At 61.5% G+C, this 16,446-nt stretch carries 14 protein-coding genes; 10 read left to right on the top strand and 4 right to left on the bottom strand.

Annotated elements, in window-relative coordinates; all coding sequences use genetic code 11:
• The 3 genes from QQM37_RS04745 to QQM37_RS04735 form a co-directional block, all read left to right on the top strand.
• A partial coding sequence (locus QQM37_RS04745; protein ID WP_285725401.1) for a hypothetical protein occupies positions 1 to 197 on the top strand: 197 nt, incomplete at its 5' end.
• A gap of 304 nt (positions 198 to 501) precedes the next feature.
• Positions 502 to 2,676 (top strand): acyltransferase family protein, encoded by a 2,175-nt coding sequence (locus QQM37_RS04740; protein ID WP_285725400.1) that lies wholly within the window; start codon positions 502 to 504, stop codon positions 2,674 to 2,676.
• A gap of 153 nt (positions 2,677 to 2,829) precedes the next feature.
• Positions 2,830 to 3,852 (top strand): ABC transporter substrate-binding protein, encoded by a 1,023-nt coding sequence (locus QQM37_RS04735; RefSeq protein ID WP_285725399.1) that lies wholly within the window; start codon positions 2,830 to 2,832, stop codon positions 3,850 to 3,852.
• An 88-nt stretch (positions 3,853 to 3,940) separates the two neighbouring features.
• Here QQM37_RS04735 and QQM37_RS04730 read toward each other — a convergent pair whose 3' ends face one another.
• Positions 3,941 to 6,001 carry a DUF6541 family protein gene (locus QQM37_RS04730; RefSeq protein WP_337250237.1) on the bottom strand — a complete coding sequence of 687 codons (2,061 nt, stop codon included), beginning with the start codon at positions 5,999 to 6,001 and terminating at the stop codon, positions 3,941 to 3,943.
• Positions 6,002 to 6,187: 186 nt separating this feature from the next.
• Between QQM37_RS04730 and QQM37_RS04725 the strand changes: the two genes are divergently transcribed.
• The 3 genes from QQM37_RS04725 to QQM37_RS04715 are packed head-to-tail and all read left to right on the top strand — an operon-like array spanning position 6,188 to position 8,212.
• Positions 6,188 to 6,919: a glycosyltransferase family 2 protein gene (locus tag QQM37_RS04725; protein ID WP_285725397.1), complete on the top strand. Its 732-nt coding sequence runs from the start codon at positions 6,188 to 6,190 to the stop codon at positions 6,917 to 6,919.
• Entirely contained in the window at positions 6,916 to 7,326 is a 411-nt protein-coding gene (locus QQM37_RS04720) for a DUF2304 domain-containing protein (protein ID WP_285725396.1), read from the top strand. The genes QQM37_RS04725 and QQM37_RS04720 overlap by 4 nt, the downstream gene beginning before the upstream one ends.
• Positions 7,316 to 8,212 (top strand): glycosyltransferase family 2 protein, encoded by an 897-nt coding sequence (locus QQM37_RS04715; RefSeq protein ID WP_285725395.1) that lies wholly within the window; start codon positions 7,316 to 7,318, stop codon positions 8,210 to 8,212. The genes QQM37_RS04720 and QQM37_RS04715 overlap by 11 nt, the downstream gene beginning before the upstream one ends.
• Positions 8,213 to 8,312: 100 nt before the next feature.
• On the opposite strand, the gene QQM37_RS04710 is transcribed toward QQM37_RS04715, so the two are convergent.
• The 3 genes from QQM37_RS04710 to QQM37_RS04700 form a co-directional block, all read right to left on the bottom strand.
• On the bottom strand, positions 8,313 to 9,719 hold the full coding sequence (locus QQM37_RS04710) for a lipopolysaccharide biosynthesis protein (protein ID WP_285725394.1): 1,407 nt from the start codon (positions 9,717 to 9,719) through the stop codon (positions 8,313 to 8,315).
• Positions 9,716 to 10,723, bottom strand: coding sequence for a glycosyltransferase family 2 protein (locus QQM37_RS04705; RefSeq protein WP_285725393.1), 1,008 nt, complete (start codon positions 10,721 to 10,723; stop codon positions 9,716 to 9,718). The genes QQM37_RS04710 and QQM37_RS04705 overlap by 4 nt, the downstream gene beginning before the upstream one ends.
• A gap of 108 nt (positions 10,724 to 10,831) precedes the next feature.
• Entirely contained in the window at positions 10,832 to 12,877 is a 2,046-nt protein-coding gene (locus QQM37_RS04700; RefSeq protein ID WP_285725392.1) for a GH25 family lysozyme, read from the bottom strand.
• Here QQM37_RS04700 and QQM37_RS04695 point away from each other — a divergent pair.
• The 4 genes from QQM37_RS04695 to QQM37_RS04680 all read left to right on the top strand — a co-directional run bounded on the left by QQM37_RS04695 (position 12,864) and on the right by QQM37_RS04680 (position 16,434).
• Positions 12,864 to 13,349: a hypothetical protein gene (locus tag QQM37_RS04695; protein ID WP_285725391.1), complete on the top strand. Its 486-nt coding sequence runs from the start codon at positions 12,864 to 12,866 to the stop codon at positions 13,347 to 13,349. The genes QQM37_RS04700 and QQM37_RS04695 overlap by 14 nt on opposite strands.
• A gap of 72 nt (positions 13,350 to 13,421) precedes the next feature.
• Positions 13,422 to 14,645 carry a TadA family conjugal transfer-associated ATPase gene (locus QQM37_RS04690; RefSeq protein ID WP_285725390.1) on the top strand — a complete coding sequence of 408 codons (1,224 nt, stop codon included), beginning with the start codon at positions 13,422 to 13,424 and terminating at the stop codon, positions 14,643 to 14,645.
• A complete protein-coding gene (locus QQM37_RS04685) occupies positions 14,645 to 15,499 on the top strand; it encodes a type II secretion system F family protein (protein ID WP_285725389.1) in 855 nt (284 codons plus the stop codon). The genes QQM37_RS04690 and QQM37_RS04685 overlap by 1 nt, the downstream gene beginning before the upstream one ends.
• A complete protein-coding gene (locus QQM37_RS04680; RefSeq protein ID WP_285725388.1) occupies positions 15,496 to 16,434 on the top strand; it encodes a type II secretion system F family protein in 939 nt (312 codons plus the stop codon). Before QQM37_RS04685 ends, QQM37_RS04680 begins: the two co-directional genes overlap by 4 nt.
• Positions 16,435 to 16,446: the final 12 nt, after the last annotated feature.

The raw sequence follows: 16,446 nt of genomic DNA, 5'->3' as shown, positions 1-16,446 counted from the left end.
ATCGCCGCGCGGCCCCGACCTACACCCTCAACTGCGAAGAGCCGGAAATGTTGCGCGCAGCCGCCATTCTGCAGAGCACACCCAACGGCATCCAGGCGGCTGTCCAAGGCGGCCGGATGCTCCACCCAGACGCTGGCAGGCCGCCGCGATCGCACCGCCATCATCAGCTGCAACTGCGGGTGGGGTCACGTCACTAAAGATGACGGAGAGTGCCAGCAAGGCGATGAAACGGCGAAGAAGCGACATGGCAGACCGCCGGAACGGCCGTGTGGGGGAGCGTCGAATGTGTGCTCGATCCTACTGGCCGGTTGGTTCCTTCACCATAAATCTCAAGGAGGCGAGACTCTCGCTCAAGGGCTCGTCCGCCTCCGGCGCGGGACGCATTGCTCGCCCCTGACAACTGATGACGACCAGCTTCACCCGGACAATCGGTAAGATTGCCAGTGGACTTGCACCCGCGATGAGTTCAACGATGCAGAGATGATATGGAGGCGGAACGTAGTGTCACGCCACTTCGCCAATCGCGAATCGGGAGCCATGCTTCTCCCTGCCCTCAAGCTGAAAGGAACGCAGCCTCAGGCGGTCGGAACAAAATCCGGTTTGCGGCCGGATATACAGGGGCTTCGCGCCATCGCCGTAGGGGTAGTGATTCTGGACCATCTCTTTGGATGGCCGTCGGGCGGCTTCGTTGGCGTGGACGTCTTTTTTGTGATCTCCGGATTCTTGATTACCGGATTGCTCATTCGAGAATGGGACCGCAACGGTCGGATCTCCTTCCGTGGTTTTTACCGACGGCGCATTAAGCGAATCCTTCCAGCCTCTGTTTTGGTCATAGGCGTCACAGTTGTTGTGTCGAAATTGCTCTTCAGCAAGGCTCGCTTCGCTTCAACCCTGTGGGATGGCTTCTGGTCCTTGCTGTTTTCCGCCAACTGGCGGTTCATGGCGGTCGGCAGTGACTATTTTCAAGCGGACGGCCCGATCTCTCCGCTACGCCACTTTTGGTCTCTGGCCGTTGAGGAGCAGTTCTATTTTGTCTGGCCCTGGATCATGCTGGCAGTTCTTCTGTGGTGGAGCCGCAAGTCACGCCGATCCACCGAGGGACATTCCATTGCCGCCTACCTGATTATTGTGATCAGCCTTGCCTCATTCGGTTGGGCGCTTTTTGAGTCATCGACCAATCCCGGCGCGGCATACTACTCATCGTTCACGCGTGCATGGGAACTTGGCTTCGGTGCCATCCTCGCATTTGGACTGAAGCGGTTCCAGGCGATTCCTGACCGAGTACGTCCTTGGTTGGCAAATCTCGGACTGATCGGTATCGTCGCTTCCTGCTTCGTCGTCAGCAGTTCCTCGTTGTTCCCCGCACCGGGAGCTCTTCTGCCCGTGCTTTCTGCTGGCCTGGTCATTGTTTCAGGCTCCCAGGGGGACCACAGATTCATTCCTGTTCTCACTAATTCGGTCAGTCGGTACCTGGGAGACATCTCCTACAGCCTGTATTTGTGGCATTTCCCGGTGATCATCTTCCTTGGCACGTTTCTTCCATCCACCTTCTGGCCTTATTATCCCCTTGCTCTCTTCATCATGGTGGGGCTTTCGGCATTCTCCTATCGTCTGGTGGAGGACCCGATTCGCAAGAGTTCATGGTTGAGTTCAGCCAAGGGTCGCCCAAGAGACCTTCCTAGAAAGAACTCTCGGACGCTGTGGCGCGCCCTGGTTGGTCTGCTGAGCTTCGGGGTCGCTGCTGCGCTTCTGGTTGCTCTCGCGGTCGTCTCAGTGCCCGCCCCGACCATGCAGCCTGGCAGCGTGCCTGCAGGTGCAAATGCCGCACCTATCAGTGGACCTGCAGTGCAGAAAATTCAAAACGAACTTGCTGAGGCAGTCAAGGCAACGTCCTATCCACCCCTGAATCCGACGATGGAAGACACCATTGCCACGGATCCGTATCCTGATGGTCTCCATGAATGTGGAAACCCGGGCGACAAATCTGCCGACGAGTGTACGTTTGGGCCGAAGGACGCCACAAAACATGCCGTGCTGGTCGGTGACTCGATCTCCATGCGATGGGCCATCCCGATGCTTAAGATCTACACCCAGAACGGGTGGAACATCAGAACGATGGGTCGCTACGGGTGCCCTTTCAATGACTACCCGATTGCCAAGCCGGCTGAGGAGGGCGCCCAGTGCACCGAACGCAAGGCGCAGGATATCAAGGTCATTAATGACACGAAGCCAGATTTGCTGATCATAGGAAACACCATGGTGCCCGAACAGATGTCAACCACTGGCAAGCCTGCCACTGTGCAGGACTGGGAGGACGGGATGGAATCTATTCTGGGTAAAGCGGCTGCGGCCAAAAAGTTTGTCGTTCTCAGCCCGCCGCCGTTCAGCAAAGATGTACGCGAGTGCTATGGCCCTCTGAAGAGCCCGCAGGACTGCCTGGGGACTGTGTCGACTCTCTGGTATGACATCTCGGCCGCGGATAAGAAGGCAACTGAGAAATTCCACGGAGTCTACATGGACACCCGAGCCTTGGTATGTGCGCCCGACAATTTGTGTCCGGCTTTCTCGGCGGGGATGCCGGTCAAGAAGGACTACACGCACTTGTCCATGGCGTACACCTATCACATCCAGGATGCCCTCGCGGAGATGCTTCGAGCCGGTGGTGTTCTGGAGTGAGCTGGTCGTCCGCTCGACAAGCGCCCGAACGCCGGTCCGGCTCGTAAAGCCTGCTGGCTCGCCTATCCATATCAGTACTTATCGCCGCATGTCAGGGGAAGAATTGTGACCGTTAGCGCAAGAACCGCTCAGCGCCCAACTCAAGTTGCGTCGGTGTTGAAACGGCGCACCCTTCTCCTCGGAATCGTTGCGTTGCCACTGGGGCTTGCATCGTGTGCGACCAAACCCGCCGGTGGTGACAAATCGTCGTTCCCCGTCACCATCAAGCATGCGCTTGGCCAGACAACCATTCCTTCGCTGCCGACCCGGATCGCGACATTGGGCTACGCCAGTCACGACATCTGTGCCGCGCTCGGTGTCCCTCCTGTAGGCGTGGAGGCACTCCCGGAACGCGGATATGGGCTCAGTCTCTGGTTCAGTAAGTCTTTGACGAATCAGAATTTTGTGTTCCCGCAGACCTATCCGGCTGATAAGACGCTGCCTCTCGAGCAACTCAGGCAGCTTCGCCCAGATGTGATCCTTGCCGTAAATTCTGCCATCACGGCCAAGGGCTACGAGCAGTTAATCAAAATCGCTCCAGTCGTGGCATACCCGGATATACCGCTAGGCACTGACTGGCGCACCAGCACCACCATGATCGGACAGGTGCTGGGTAGAGCCAGCCAGGCGAAGGATGTGATTGCTGCCACCGAAGCCGCAATCCGCAAGTCGTTGGAGGGGTACTCAACCTTCAATGGAACGTCGTTTATCTATGCCGGCGTTGCACGCGACTTCGGAGCTGATCTTCAGGTTGTCCCGTCGCAGAGCAACTCCATTAAGACGTTGCAGGACTTTGGGCTGGTGCTCAGCGACTCGATGTCGAACATCGAGCGCGTCGGTCTCAAAAGGCATCTGGACACTGGCAGCGATGCCATCATGCTACCGGTGCGCGACATCCAACTGTTCAAAGCTTCGGTTCATGTCATCGCAGTGAAAACGGAAGACTACGATCAGATCCAGAGCAGTGGCGTCCTGGACCCGATACTCGCGGTGGCTAAGAATTCTCTAGTTCAGCTCAAATCAGGGGACGATGCACTCGCGTTGTTCGAGGCTTCTCCGCTGAGTGTGCAATGGGCTGCCTGGACGGTGGTTCCGGCTGTGGCGCGAGCGGCCTATGAAGCCCGGAAGAGCTCCTAGCTCTTCTTCCGGAAGCGCACGATGCGCTCGTTCACCGGGGGCGTGCAACCCCTGGTTGGAGCGATCCTGGCTACTCTTCCCGCCCGCCTCAGCCGCAAGCCGTCATCTTGAGAAGTCGAGCCTTGCCTACTGTGGCGATGACCTCAACACCTGGAGAATTCAGCGGGCCGTCTTTGGTGGAAGTCACGCCTTTAAGCCCTGGGAACGGATCTTCCGCGGGGATCACCGTGTGCTGTCCGAAGTCCAAAGCCCAGTATGCGCGCAGTTCCTTGACCACCGGGCAAACTGTGGTGTTGTAGGCGGCTTCATCCCAATGATCGATGAGCAGCTGCTCTTTGGGTGTGCGGTCCCCGAATACGTGGGGCAGAAGTGGCTGTCGATCTGCCAGGACGTATACCAGCGCGCCGCCCGTCAGTGGGTTGGCAACGATGACGTCGCCCTGAGGCACAATTTGTGCGACTTTGGTCATGATCAATGTGTATTCATCCGAGTTCACGAGGTCGGACTGATCGGTGATTTTGAAGATATTCGCGATGCGGGCCTGTCCCATGGCGAGCGTCCCACCCTGGCTCCCGAGGCTGGCCAGAACAGCCGTCAGAATACATACGACGGCCACCCCGGACCGCGAGGCCACGGTAGCTGCCGGGCGGGTCCAGCGGCTCTTACGCTCTTTAGCTTTCTGGCTCAGGTGAAGGATTGCCAGCCGCAATACCTTGACAAGTTCTTCGCCCCCCAGGACGACCAGAGGCAGGGTGACTACCGGAAGAAGCGCTGCCAGACGGAAGCTGTCGTTGTACCAGATGCCTACAAGGAAGGTTCGGAAGGAGCCTGACGGAACGCTGGACACCACGAAATACAGGAGGCCGCCGATGCCGTACATCAGGCCGACCCACCAGAAGGTGCGAAAATTCCGCACAACGCGGTAGAGGCCCACGAGGGTGAGCGGGGTCAGGACCCAGGCGATGGTGGTTCCCATGGGCGCACTGGAAATGATCTCTCCGATGGCGCGGGCAGTTGTCTGGAAGGGAGTCCAGGGAGCGGCGCCGAGGCCCGGACGAAGGACCAACCAGGCAACAAGAGTCACTCCCGCGTAGCCCGCCGTCAGAATCAGCCAGAGCGCAATGCTGCGACCGGAACGGTGGCGGCCATTGAGCGGAAAAATTTGCAGCGCCAGCATTCCGAGAACCGGCGCGAAGCCGAATGCAAGGAGTGCCGCAACAGTACTGGGGTGGGTCAGCGCCTGTCCGGGGATGACCACCCCCAGCGCCAGTGCGGATGCCAGCCGGCGGCTGCCAGGTGCATGGCGAACGCCCACGAACTCGATCAGAAGGGCAAGGGATACCGGCAAAGTGGCGATGGCGGCATGGTTGGGATAGAGGATGCCGAAGGCCACCATGAGGTAAGGGAAGGCACTGAATGATCCAGCCACGAGACCCGTGATCATGAGGGGAATCGGTCGGTACCCGATCACGCGGCTGATCAGAAACATGCAGGACAGAGGCCACACGATTGCCCCGATGACGATCGTCCCCACATTGATGGCAGCTGGGACACTTGAGCCTGTGAGCATCTGAAGCAAGGCCATCATGTCGTGCATCGCGGCCGGATAAAAACCTTTGGAGCCGTCCGTGAGGTTTCCGAGGGTGAGGGAAGATCCGTTGGCATGATCGACGATGAAGCGAACAGCGTTCAGGTGATAAATGTTGTCGAAAGTCTGTGAGAAGTTCTCCGGTGAGCCGATTCCGGACAAATATCGATACCCAATGGTTGCGATGGCGATGATCATGCCGAGAGGCGCGAGAAGCCAACTGTGGCGCCATCCTTCCCAATGCGGGAGCCTGGAATTGAACGCCAAAGTGTAGCCGGGGCTCCGGAGAGACGCTCCCGGAGTGTCAGCCGAGACACGTCGGAGCAGCCAAAGTCTTCCAAGCATCGTCACGATGGCGACGGCCACCGAAACTGCCAGATATACGGCGGGCGAGTAGGGGAGCCTGACGAATGGAGCTACCACCGCCGTGCTCGCTGCGATCGTGGTGGAGATGGGCATGGCGAGCGCCAGAAGATTCAGCCGACGGAGGCCAGCCAGAGCGCCAATCAGCAGTCCGGGTCCAAAATACAGGAGGATAGCTGCCGCGAAAACCGGTGCCATTGGTAGCCAGGTGGTCAATCGGAGCTCCTCTGTGTTCTTATACTCGCCTCGTCAATTATGCCCTGCCTCGAGCACTTCGGTTGGATAGCCGGGCGCCTGGCCAGTCAGCATGCCCGTGTTCGCTGTTCTCCGTTGGTATGATGACTGATCATGAGCAACTCGAGACAGCCCGGCACGCTCATTATCATGCCCGCATGGAACGAAGCAGAGGCCATAGCGGACACCATTCGTGAGATCCGCGAGGTCACCCCGGAGCACGACATTTTGGTAGTGGATGACGGGTCGAGCGACGGAACACCGGATATTGCCCGACGTGCAGGGGCGATGGTTGTGGTTCTGCCCTTTAACCTTGGCGTGGGGGGTGCCATGCGAACGGGCTTCAACTATGCACTCCGCATGGGCTACACCTCTGCGATCCAGGTCGACGCGGATGGCCAGCACGATCCTCGGGATATCAATCGAGTACTGGCGGGGCTTGCCGAGGCGGATATCGCTATTGGTGCCCGGTTTGCAGGGAGAGGCGCCTATCAGGTCAGTGGACCGCGGCGCTGGGCCATGGTTGTTCTGTCCAAAGTGATTTCCAGGGTTGCCAAGACCGAGCTCACTGACGTTACCTCTGGATTCCGTGCGGCGAATCGCCGAGCCCTTGCGCAGTACTTGGATCATTTTCCCACCGAGTATCTGGGAGACACTATCGATTCGCTGGTGGTCGCGTTGAAATCGGGGTGTACCGTCATTCAGATCCCGGTGGAGATGCGTCAGCGCCAGGCAGGCACTCCGAGCCACGGGCCGTTCAAGGCCATGATCTATCTGGCTAGGTCTGGGCTGGTTCTCTGTTTCGCCCTTGCCCGGAAGCGTTCTGTGCAACCAGTCCTGGCGGCGTCGCCTGCTTCGGCAGAGAGCAGGGCTGTAGCATGAGCGTGGCTTTTTCTTTGGTGATCTCGATCGGGATGGTGCTGGTTGTCTTGGTCCTCCTTCGCAGGGGGAAGCTCCGCGAGAAATATGCGATTCTGTGGCTCGTTGTTGGACTTCTGACCATTGTTCTTGGCTGTTTTCCTCGATTGTTGGACTGGGTCGCTGGACTGGTAGGGGTTCAGGTTCCAGCCAATCTGCTTTTCGCGCTGTCAATCGTCCTGCTGGTCGGCGTCGGACTTCATGTTTCAAGGGAGCTGACCATTCTCGAGGACGAGACGCGGACCCTTGCGGAAGAAGTGGCGATTCTGAGGGCCGTCCTGGATGAACATCTCGCCCAGCCTGAAACTGATCCGACATCAGGTTCCACTAAGACTCAGCAAGTTCAATCAGGAGATGCCAATGACCATTGATGTGATGTTCCCCTACTACGGTGACGTCGCCATGATGAAGGCTGCTGTCGACTCTGTACTCAGCCAGGAGGACCGCGATTTCCGTCTGACCATTGTCGATGACGGCTACCCGGACGACTCGCTGCCTGCCTACTTCGACGCATTGGTGGCTGGTGACGACCGCATTCGCTACTACCGCAATGAGACGAACCTTGGCGCCAACGGCAACTACAAGAAGTGCGTTGGCCTCGTAGAGTCCGAGATTGTGGTCATTATGGGCGCGGACGACATCATGCTCCCAAATTACGTCGGCACCATCCGCAAGGCCTTCAACGACCCGAGCGTCAGCATTGTTCAGCCGGGCGTCGAGGTTATTGATGAGAACGGTGCCGTATATGAGCCGCTGGGGGACAGGGTGAAGAACTATCTGCGTCACCAGCTGGTCGGCGGCTCCACCGAGGCGATCGTCGAGGGCGAGGCCATCGCGGAAAGCCTGATGCACGGCGACTGGTTGTATTTCCCCTCCGTCGCCTGGCGTGCGGACGCTGTGAAGCACCATGACTTCCGCCCCCAGTACAATGTGGTCCAGGACCTGGCACTCGCCACAGACATCATCCTCAATGGGGGTCGTATGGCCGTGGTGGAGACAGTCTGCTTCCAGTACCGTCGTCACCGCGAGTCCGATTCGTCGGTGCGCGCCCTGGACGGACGCCGCTTCGCCGAGGAGCGTGCGTTCTTTGACGAGTGCGTCCGGGATTTCACAGCCAAGGGCTGGAGCAAGGCCGCTCGAGCAGCTAAGGTCCACGTGACTTCGCGTTTGAATGCGCTCTCGCTCACTCCGAAGGTCGTCTCCAAGCGCATGTGGCCCGGGCTCCGGAAACTCGCGGTGCACGCGGTGCGTCCGTAGCTTGCAAGATCACTCCATCCGGAAGGGGGTGGACCGGGCTCCCGGTCCACCCCCTTCCTGCACGTTCACCGTGTCGACGGGATCAGCGTGGTGCGTTCGCTCAGCCCCGATCGGACGCCGTCGCGCGGGACGCCTCTCTTCTTCTGAGCACGACGGCGGCCCCGCCCAGCAGAACGACCAACGACGCTAGCTCGACGATGGAGAGCAGGAGTCCGGTGGGCTGCACGATCATCACCCCGGTGATGGCCGCCGTCGTCGGCAACCCGACGAGCATCAGGCGGGAGTCCACGAGGCCCGGCTTGGTCCGGTGCGCGATGACGGCATAGAGCACCCCGAGTACGGCGAAGCCGATGACTTTCACCCAGGCGACCGCGACGAGATCCTCGTTCCGTGACACCAGCACCAGGCAACCGAGCTGGGCGGCCGCGATGAGCGGAGTGACGACAGCCATCGACCGGGTCTTGTTGACGGCCACGAGCTGCGTCGTCGCCATCAGGAAGATCACGTAGCCCACGGCGATACCCGGCAGGATCCTGGCCACGGACAGCTGTTGCCCCGTGGGGTCGTGGGCCAGGATGTTGGCCGCGAATACCGCCCCGGCGCTGGCGAGGAGGATGAGGACCAGAGAGACGGCGAGCGCCTCACGTTGCGTCCTGCGGACCACCCCATCGGCGTCATTCCCCCGGTGGGCCAGAAGAGTGGTCTCCCAGACATTCGCCAGGGCGAGCACCACCGACAGTGGCCCCAGCGCCATGGGGAGCATGGCTCCGTAGACGCCGTAGCTGGCAGGCCCGTGCATGGCATTGAGGACGAACGATTCCCCTTGGAGCATCAGGACTAGGGCGATGCTGTGCGGCAGTAGCGGGAGCGAGCTCTTGTTGGCCTCGCGGACCAGGCCCGGGAATTCGAACGGCCGCCGCGGGCGTATGAGGACCACACTGCACACCGCGGTCACACCGACCACCACGGTGAAAGCCGCGAGATAGGCTGTGGCGCTGCGGTCCACGAGAAGGACGGCAGCCAATCCGGCAAGGTGCCCGACCGTCTGAGCCCCGATGGTCAGCAGGACGAACGCCACAGCACGCTTCTGGGCGCGCAGGACGGCGAGGCACATCTGGATGCCGCCCAGCAAGCCGACGGCGCACAGTGCGAGGACGAGCGAGAGGTCCAGGCTCAGCGTGCCACGGACCGCGAACCACACGGTGGCGGCCCCGGCGGCCAGGGCGCCGAGGCCCAGCGACTGCAGGATTCCGAAACCAGCCAGTGAACGAGCCTTGTCCGGCCCTCGCAGGGGGTCGAAGAAGGTCCTCGTGATCACCAGTGGCAGGCCCGCCAGGATGACGATGAGTGAGATCGACACGATGGAGAGATTGAAAGCCACCCGGCCCCATTCCTCAGGTGCGAGGATTCGCTGGACGAACGGCTGGGTCAGCAGAGGGCCGGCGCCCTGAGCGACGGCGGCGATGAGGTAGAGGGCCCGCTGAGAGGCTTCGCTGGGACGTGTCATTCGGAGATCTCGTAGGTCTTTCCCACATAGTGGCGGTACAGCGTCCCGTACAGGCCGGGCAGAAGCCGCGCGAAAAGTCCCGAAACGGCGATGACCGGACTCGTCCTGAGCACGTCGAGGAACTGCTTGGGACCCAGGGATTCCTTCAGCACTCCCCGGAGGGTCTCCTGAGTCTCCGGGTCGGCATGTGCGACAAGGGCCCCAGAGTAGACGACGACGGCGAGCGTCGCGCGCATGGTGTTCCAAGCGGTCCTCGGCACACGGTGCCGGGCCTCTTCGTTGAGCCCCTCGCGAAGGAATTGCTCCGTCTCGGTGACGAAGCGGGGACTGAGTTTCTGGGACCAGGTCGCGGAGGCCGGGCTGACGTTGTACACGTACACCGGATGACCGGTGAAGCGGACGGTGGAGGCCCGGGAGAACACGGCTGCGTTGAAAATCAGGTCCTCGTAGCGTCGCACGCGGACGTCGTGCTGCACGCCTTCGAGAAGAGTGCGACGATAGAGCCTGCCGTGATTGAAATTCCAGACCCGTTCTTCGAGGAGCCCGATCAGTGCTTCCATCCCGGTGACCGTGCCGGAGAGGCGATCAGCACGCGTCGTCTCAGTCCCGGAGGCGGACCGTGCGATGTGTGCCCCACAGACGACGTCGGCCCCTGCCGTCAGCTCGACGAGATGCGTCAGCGCCGCCGGTGTGAGGGCGTCGTCCGCGTCGAGAAAACACACGAACTCGCCGCGCGCTTCGGAGACGCCGCGATTGCGTGCAGCGCTGGGCCCGCCGTTCTCAGCGAGGTGGAGCAGACGGATGCGGGGATCGTCGAAGCCGTCCAGCAATGCCTGGACGACGTCCACGGAGTCGTCCGTCGAGCAATCGTCCACCAGGAGGGCTTCCCAGTCCTGGAGGCGCTGGGCCCTCAGGCTCTCCAGCGCCTGTGCCACATGCTTCCCCGAATTGAAGACGGGGACGACGACGCTCACGATGGGTTCGGGGGTGGGCTGGCGCTCCACGGGACCTCCGGAGGGTTGGTGATGTCGGTACCGCTCTGCTGCTGCCGTGGGGACCGATGGGCGACAGCAGTCTACGTCAGAAGGCCGTCAGGGCGAGGCCTCGTCCGCTCACCAGTATGTGATCGCCGTTCCAGAGGTGGAGGACCAGGTGATCCGGCCGCCTTGGAAGTCCTGGTGGCAGAGTGTGGCCGGAGAACACAGTTCGTCGGTGACGGGGTAGCCCAACGCCCCGCGTTCGAAGCCCAGATTGCCCCATGTGGTCCGGATGGCCCCGTACGGACTGAGGTGGGCTCCGGTGGCCGGCGAATAGCTGATGGCTCCGCCCTGGAACATCTGGAAGCAGCCGCCGTTGACCTGACCGCAGCTCTCGCCGTTGCTGGTCGGATAGCCCATGCGTCCGTCTTGGTAGCCCTGAGCGCCCCAGGCGTTCCTGATCGCGCCCCAAGTGCTTATGTTGGCGCCGGTGGCGGGTGAGTAGTTGATGGCTCCGCCCTGGAACAGCTGATAGCAGCCGCCGTTGACCTGACCGCAGCTCTCGCCGTTGCTGGTCGGATAGCCCATGCGTCCGTCTTGGTAGCCCTGAGCGCCCCAGGCGTTCCTGATCGCGCCCCAAGTGCTTATGTTGGCGCCGGTGGCGGGTGAGTAGTTGATGGCTCCGCCCTGGAACAGCTGATAGCAGCCGCCGTTGACCTGACCGCAGCTCTCGCCGTTGCTGGTCGGATAGCCCATGCGTCCGTCTTGGTAGCCCTGAGCGCCCCAGGCGTTCCTGATCGCGCCCCAAGTGCTTATGTTGGCGCCGGTGGCGGGTGAGTAGTTGATGGCTCCGCCCTGGAACAGCTGATAGCAGCCGCCGTTGACCTGACCGCAGCTCTCGCCGTTGCTGGTCGGGTAACCGAGCCGCCCATTCTCGAAGCCCTGGCTGCCCCAGTTGCTCCGGATGGCACCCCAGGTCGTGAGCACGGCACCGCTTGACGATGACCAGTGGATGGAACCTCCTTGGAACATCTGGTAGCAGCCGCCGTTGGCCAGCCCGCAGTTCTCGTCGGTGGCCGGGTAGCCGAGGCGGCCGTTCTCATAGTCTTGCGCGGCCCATGTGCTCCGGATAGCTGCCTTGGTCGCGTGCGCTCCGGTGAATGCCTGCCAGTGCACGGTGCCATTCGCGTAGAGCTGGTAACAGCCGCCGGTGCTCAATCCGCAGTTGACGCCTGTCTGAGCCGCGCCCAGCCAGCCGTTCTGGGATGCTTCAGCCGCCATGGCACCCTGGGCATCGGTGACAGTGGAAAATTGTCGCAGTCCGTTGGCGTCTCCGTTCCACACATTGGAATCTCCTGCCAGGGGTCCTTCGCTGCTGAACTGCCATATGCTGTACTGCTGCCAGCTGGCAGGCAGAGTGCCCGGCGTCGTACTCGGGGAGCTCGGGTAAGCCGCGACCCATAGCGGGAAGTTGCCGAATTCGGTTGAGTTTCCGGTGCACCGGGTCCACCAGTCGGTAGTGGTGTAGATCATGGGGAGGCGACCGGTCAGCTGAACCATGGTGACGCCGAAGTCCTTAATCCACTGCACCATCGGTGCACCTGCCAGGTTGTAGCAGGTGTCGCCAGGGGTGTAGCCAAGATCAGTCCTACCCGCATAGGGGTTGTATTCGATGTCGAGCACAGGAGGCAACGTCACACCGTCCGGGCTCCAGCCTCCGCCGTTGGCTGCAAAATAGCGCGCCTGATCTGCTCCCGAGGACCAGCTTGGGTTGGCAAAGTGGTAGGCGCCGCGGATCATGCCCTGTTGGGCCGAGCCGGTATATTGCTGAGAAAAATACTGGTTGGTGCTGTAAGTACCTTCGGTGGCTTTCGCGTAGGCGAAGCGAGATCCCTGGCTCCACTGGCCGGCCCAGTCCACATTGCCCTGGTAGTAGCTGACGTCCTGGCCCAGAACACCGAAGCCGGGGGTCCAATGAAGGGAATTGAAAGCGGCTGGTACTGTCCGGGATGCCCCGCTGCCACCAGTGCTGGTGGATAGCCCCTGAACGTGTGTCGGTGCCGGATCTGCGTGCGCTGCGGTATCCGAGGGCGCTGGCCCCTGCCCGGGGGCAATGTTGACGATCTTCTTGTCCGCATTCGTCTGCATGGTCGCGCCCACGGCCCCGATGGCATTGCGCATTTTCTGGGCTGCGGAGGAATTGCTGTCGGCTTGGGCCGATGGAGCCGCGGGCGTGCCGGCGGCAGGAACGGAAGTAGGAGGCGAAGCCACAGCCGATGAACCGGATGCGCTGGTCGGCAATGCTACAGAACTCGATGTCGGCGTGGGGCTCGGTGAAGGAGTGCTGCTGACGGCGACGGCTGACGAAAGCCCCACCACAGAACACACCGAGGCGATCACCGCTGTGCAGAGGGCGATGGAAGCGGCTCGGACGAGATTCAGGGTGCTTCGTGAAGACATGGAGATCCTGGCGCGAGTGGTGGAGCATACCGGACGCAATGCGACACGGCGAGCGGGTTGTCGCGTCAAGGCTAACAGTCATGTTATAGAAGTGGCCAGTGTGAAAAGTGTGACTAATGTGACTCAGAATTCCGCCATGATCCTGAATAAAGTTGCCCAATGTTTATCCACAAGCGGCATAAATAGGTTGTGATGCCCCCGATCCCACCTCTACTCTGGAATCCAACAAGAGACCATAGCTAAAGCACAGGTGGAGCCCAGCAGTATGGAAGCCGTTCGCATCGTCGAAGACGAGGTCAGGGAACTGATCCGCCGTCGCGGCATCGACCCCCTCAGCCAGGGTGTGGAGGTACGCCGGCTGATTGATGCGGCAGTGCATGACTACGATGAGCGCTCCCTGATCGGTGCGGTTCCTCCTCTGGGACACCTCGAGTCCGCCCGGCGTAGCGTGTTCGACGCGGTGGCTGGGTTTGGCCCGCTCCAGCCATATCTTGATGACCCCGCGGTGGAAGAAATCTGGCTGAACTCTCCCACTGAAATCTACGTGGCGCGGAACGGCGAATCAGAGCTCACCGGACTGAGCCTGACGTCGCAGCAGGTCAAAGATCTGGTGGAACGGATGCTGAAAAGCTCAGGCCGTCGGATCGACCTGAGCAGCCCTTTCGTCGATGCATCGTTGCCGGACGGTTCTCGCCTCCACGTCGTCATCCCGGACATCACCAGGGAGCACTGGGCGGTCAACATCCGCAAGTTCATCGCCCGAGCCTCGCGGCTGGAGCATCTGGTGGAGCTGGGAACGCTGAACCACCAGGCCGCACGATTTCTGGGCGCGGCGGTCCATGCTGGGCTGAACATTCTGGTCTCGGGTGCCACACAGGCCGGCAAGACCACCATGCTCAATTGCCTCTCAGCCACCATCGGCGCCCGGGAGCGGGTCGTCACTATCGAGGAAATCTTTGAACTCCAGCTTCCGCTCCGGGATGTCGTGGCGCTGCAGTGCCGCCAGGCGAACCTGGAAGGACAGGGCGAAATTCCGATGCGACGGCTGGTCAAGGAAGCGCTGCGGATGCGGCCGGATCGGTTGATTATCGGGGAGGTTCGCGAGGCCGAAAGCCTGGACATGCTCATAGCACTGAACAGTGGCCTTTCCGGGATGTGTACCGTTCATGCCAACTCGGCCCATGACGCTATCACCAAACTCTGCACACTCCCGCTGCTGGCCGGGCAGAACATTTCCTCCGACTTCGTGGTGCCCACCGTTGCATCCTGCATCGACCTGGTGGTGCACTGTGGCCGCCAGTCGAATGGTCGCCGCCAGGTGCTCGAGATCCTTTCGCTCGGCCGCCGGGTGGAAAACGGCGTGATCGAGACCTCATCGATCTTTGACTTTCGTGAAGGGGCACTCCGGCCCGTCGCCAGCAGCATGCCCTCCCCAGAGAAGTTCGCGCGGGCAGGCTATGAGGTGGCTGCGCTGTTGGAGGCCTACTGATGGCCGTTCTGCTCGGAATCTGCGCTGGTCTTGGCCTGTTCCTCATCTGGCGGTCCTTCTGGGTCGTCCCGGGGAAAGAATCCAGAAAACCGCGCCCGGACCATATCGGAGCGTTGCTCCGTCGGGCCGGACTCGAGCGGATCAGTACTCCTGGCTTCCTCCTCTCCTGTCTCGCTCTTGGAGCGGTGACCCTGTTGTTGGTCTTCGTCTTTTCCGCTTCCCTCCCCATCGCCTGCTGCTTTGCACTGTTCGGCGCCTACGTGCCCATCGCCATCGTCCGTTGGCGCGCCAAGCGGAGAGCCGCGGTGATGCGCGAACTCTGGCCGGACGTGGTCGATCACCTCAGATCTGCCATCAGGGCCGGACTGTCCCTGGCGGAAGCGCTGATTCAGCTCGGTGTCAAAGGTCCCGAACCGCTCCGGCCGTTCTTCCGGGATTTCGGTGCGGATTACCGCGCCGGAGGCCAGTTCGATGACGCCCTGGGCCGACTCAAGGAACGGCTGGCCGATCCGGTGGCCGACCGGATCATGGTGGCGCTGCGGCTCACCCGGGATGTAGGCGGCTCCGATCTGGGCCGACTGCTGGGAACCCTGGGCGACTTTCTGCGGGAGGACGCCCGCACGCGCGGCGAACTGGAAGCCCGGCAGTCATGGACGGTCAATGCAGCCCGGCTCGCAGTGGCGGCTCCCTGGGTCGTGTTACTGCTCCTGACCACCCAGCCGTTGGCGATCAGTGCCTACAACAGCCCCGCAGGATGGCTCCTGCTGCTGATCGGTCTGGCCGCCTCAGCGGTGTGTTATCGCGTGATGCTCCGCATCGGCGCCCTGCCGGAGGAAGTCAGGGTGTTGAAATGACTCTCACCGGCGCCGTCGCCATACTCCTGGGCCTTCTGCTGGGTTCGGGCCTGTGGCTGATGCTGGTTCGCCTGCCATGGATGAGGCGACCGCGGTTCAGCGACCGCATTGAGCCACAGCTTAGATCGTTGTCCACGGCCTCCCGATTGCTGGACAACGAGGAAAGTCTGACCCTTTTCGGCCCGATCGGACGCCTGGCCGGTGCTCTGCTGAAAGATGCCTCGGGCTGGTTTGCCCGGTTCAATGCGGGCAACGCGGCCCTGAAAGTGCGGCTGGAGCGCGCCGGGAGCCCCCAGAACCCCGTGGATTTCAGAGCTGAACAGCTGATCTGGGCCGGTCTGGGCTTGGTGGCCGCCACTCTGCTGGTCAGCTGGGTGGGAACCAGCACCGGGTTGAATCTGGGTCTGGCGATCCTGATTGTCCTGGCGGTCACGCTGTGCGGATACCTGGCCCGGGATTATCTGCTCTCCGTTCGGATCAAGCGACGCGAAGATCGCATGCTGGCCGAGTTCCCCTCTCTGGCGGACCTGATGGCTCTGGCAGTGAGCGCGGGGGAAAGTACCACCGGCGCGCTGGAGCGGGTCTGCGCAGCCTCCAATGGCGATCTCTCCGAGGAATTTTCCAGAATTCTGACCCAGACCCGCAGCGGCGTCCCGCTGACCGAGGCGTTGCAGAACTTCTCCCGCCGAACCCGGATCGCACCCCTGGCCCGCTTCACCGACGGCCTCATCGTCGCTGTGGAGCGCGGCACCCCGCTCGCCGAGGTGCTCCGCGCCCAGGCCCACGATGTGCGGGACCTCTCAAAACGGGACCTGATGGAAAAGGCCGGACGCAAGGAGATCGGGATGATGATCCCGCTGGTCTTCGGCATCCTGCCTCTGACGGTCATCTTTGCAGCCTTTCCCGGGCTACAACTGCTCCAACTCAATCTCTAGCACCGAACCCCA

The organism is Psychromicrobium xiongbiense (assembly GCF_030271165.1).
GTDB lineage: Bacteria > Actinomycetota > Actinomycetes > Actinomycetales > Micrococcaceae > Renibacterium > Renibacterium xiongbiense.
The sequence above is the reverse complement of the archived record's forward strand: the minus strand, read 5'-3'. Positions and strand labels throughout refer to the sequence as shown.

Bases quoted from the DNA above. Each gene is read 5' to 3' on its own strand.
- QQM37_RS04730 (WP_337250237.1), bottom strand. From the start codon at position 6,001: ATGGCACCGGTTTTCGCGGCAGCTATCCTCCTGTATTTTGGACCCGGA.
- QQM37_RS04725 (WP_285725397.1), top strand. From the start codon at position 6,188: ATGCCCGCATGGAACGAAGCAGAGGCCATAGCGGACACCATTCGTGAG.
- QQM37_RS04720 (WP_285725396.1), top strand. From the start codon at position 6,916: ATGAGCGTGGCTTTTTCTTTGGTGATCTCGATCGGGATGGTGCTGGTT.
- QQM37_RS04715 (WP_285725395.1), top strand. From the start codon at position 7,316: ATGACCATTGATGTGATGTTCCCCTACTACGGTGACGTCGCCATGATG.
- QQM37_RS04710 (WP_285725394.1), bottom strand. From the start codon at position 9,719: ATGACACGTCCCAGCGAAGCCTCTCAGCGGGCCCTCTACCTCATCGCC.
- QQM37_RS04695 (WP_285725391.1), top strand. From the start codon at position 12,864: ATGGCATTGCGCATTTTCTGGGCTGCGGAGGAATTGCTGTCGGCTTGG.
- QQM37_RS04700 (WP_285725392.1), bottom strand. From the start codon at position 12,877: ATGCGCAATGCCATCGGGGCCGTGGGCGCGACCATGCAGACGAATGCG.
- QQM37_RS04690 (WP_285725390.1), top strand. From the start codon at position 13,422: ATGGAAGCCGTTCGCATCGTCGAAGACGAGGTCAGGGAACTGATCCGC.
- QQM37_RS04685 (WP_285725389.1), top strand. From the start codon at position 14,645: ATGGCCGTTCTGCTCGGAATCTGCGCTGGTCTTGGCCTGTTCCTCATC.
- QQM37_RS04680 (WP_285725388.1), top strand. From the start codon at position 15,496: ATGACTCTCACCGGCGCCGTCGCCATACTCCTGGGCCTTCTGCTGGGT.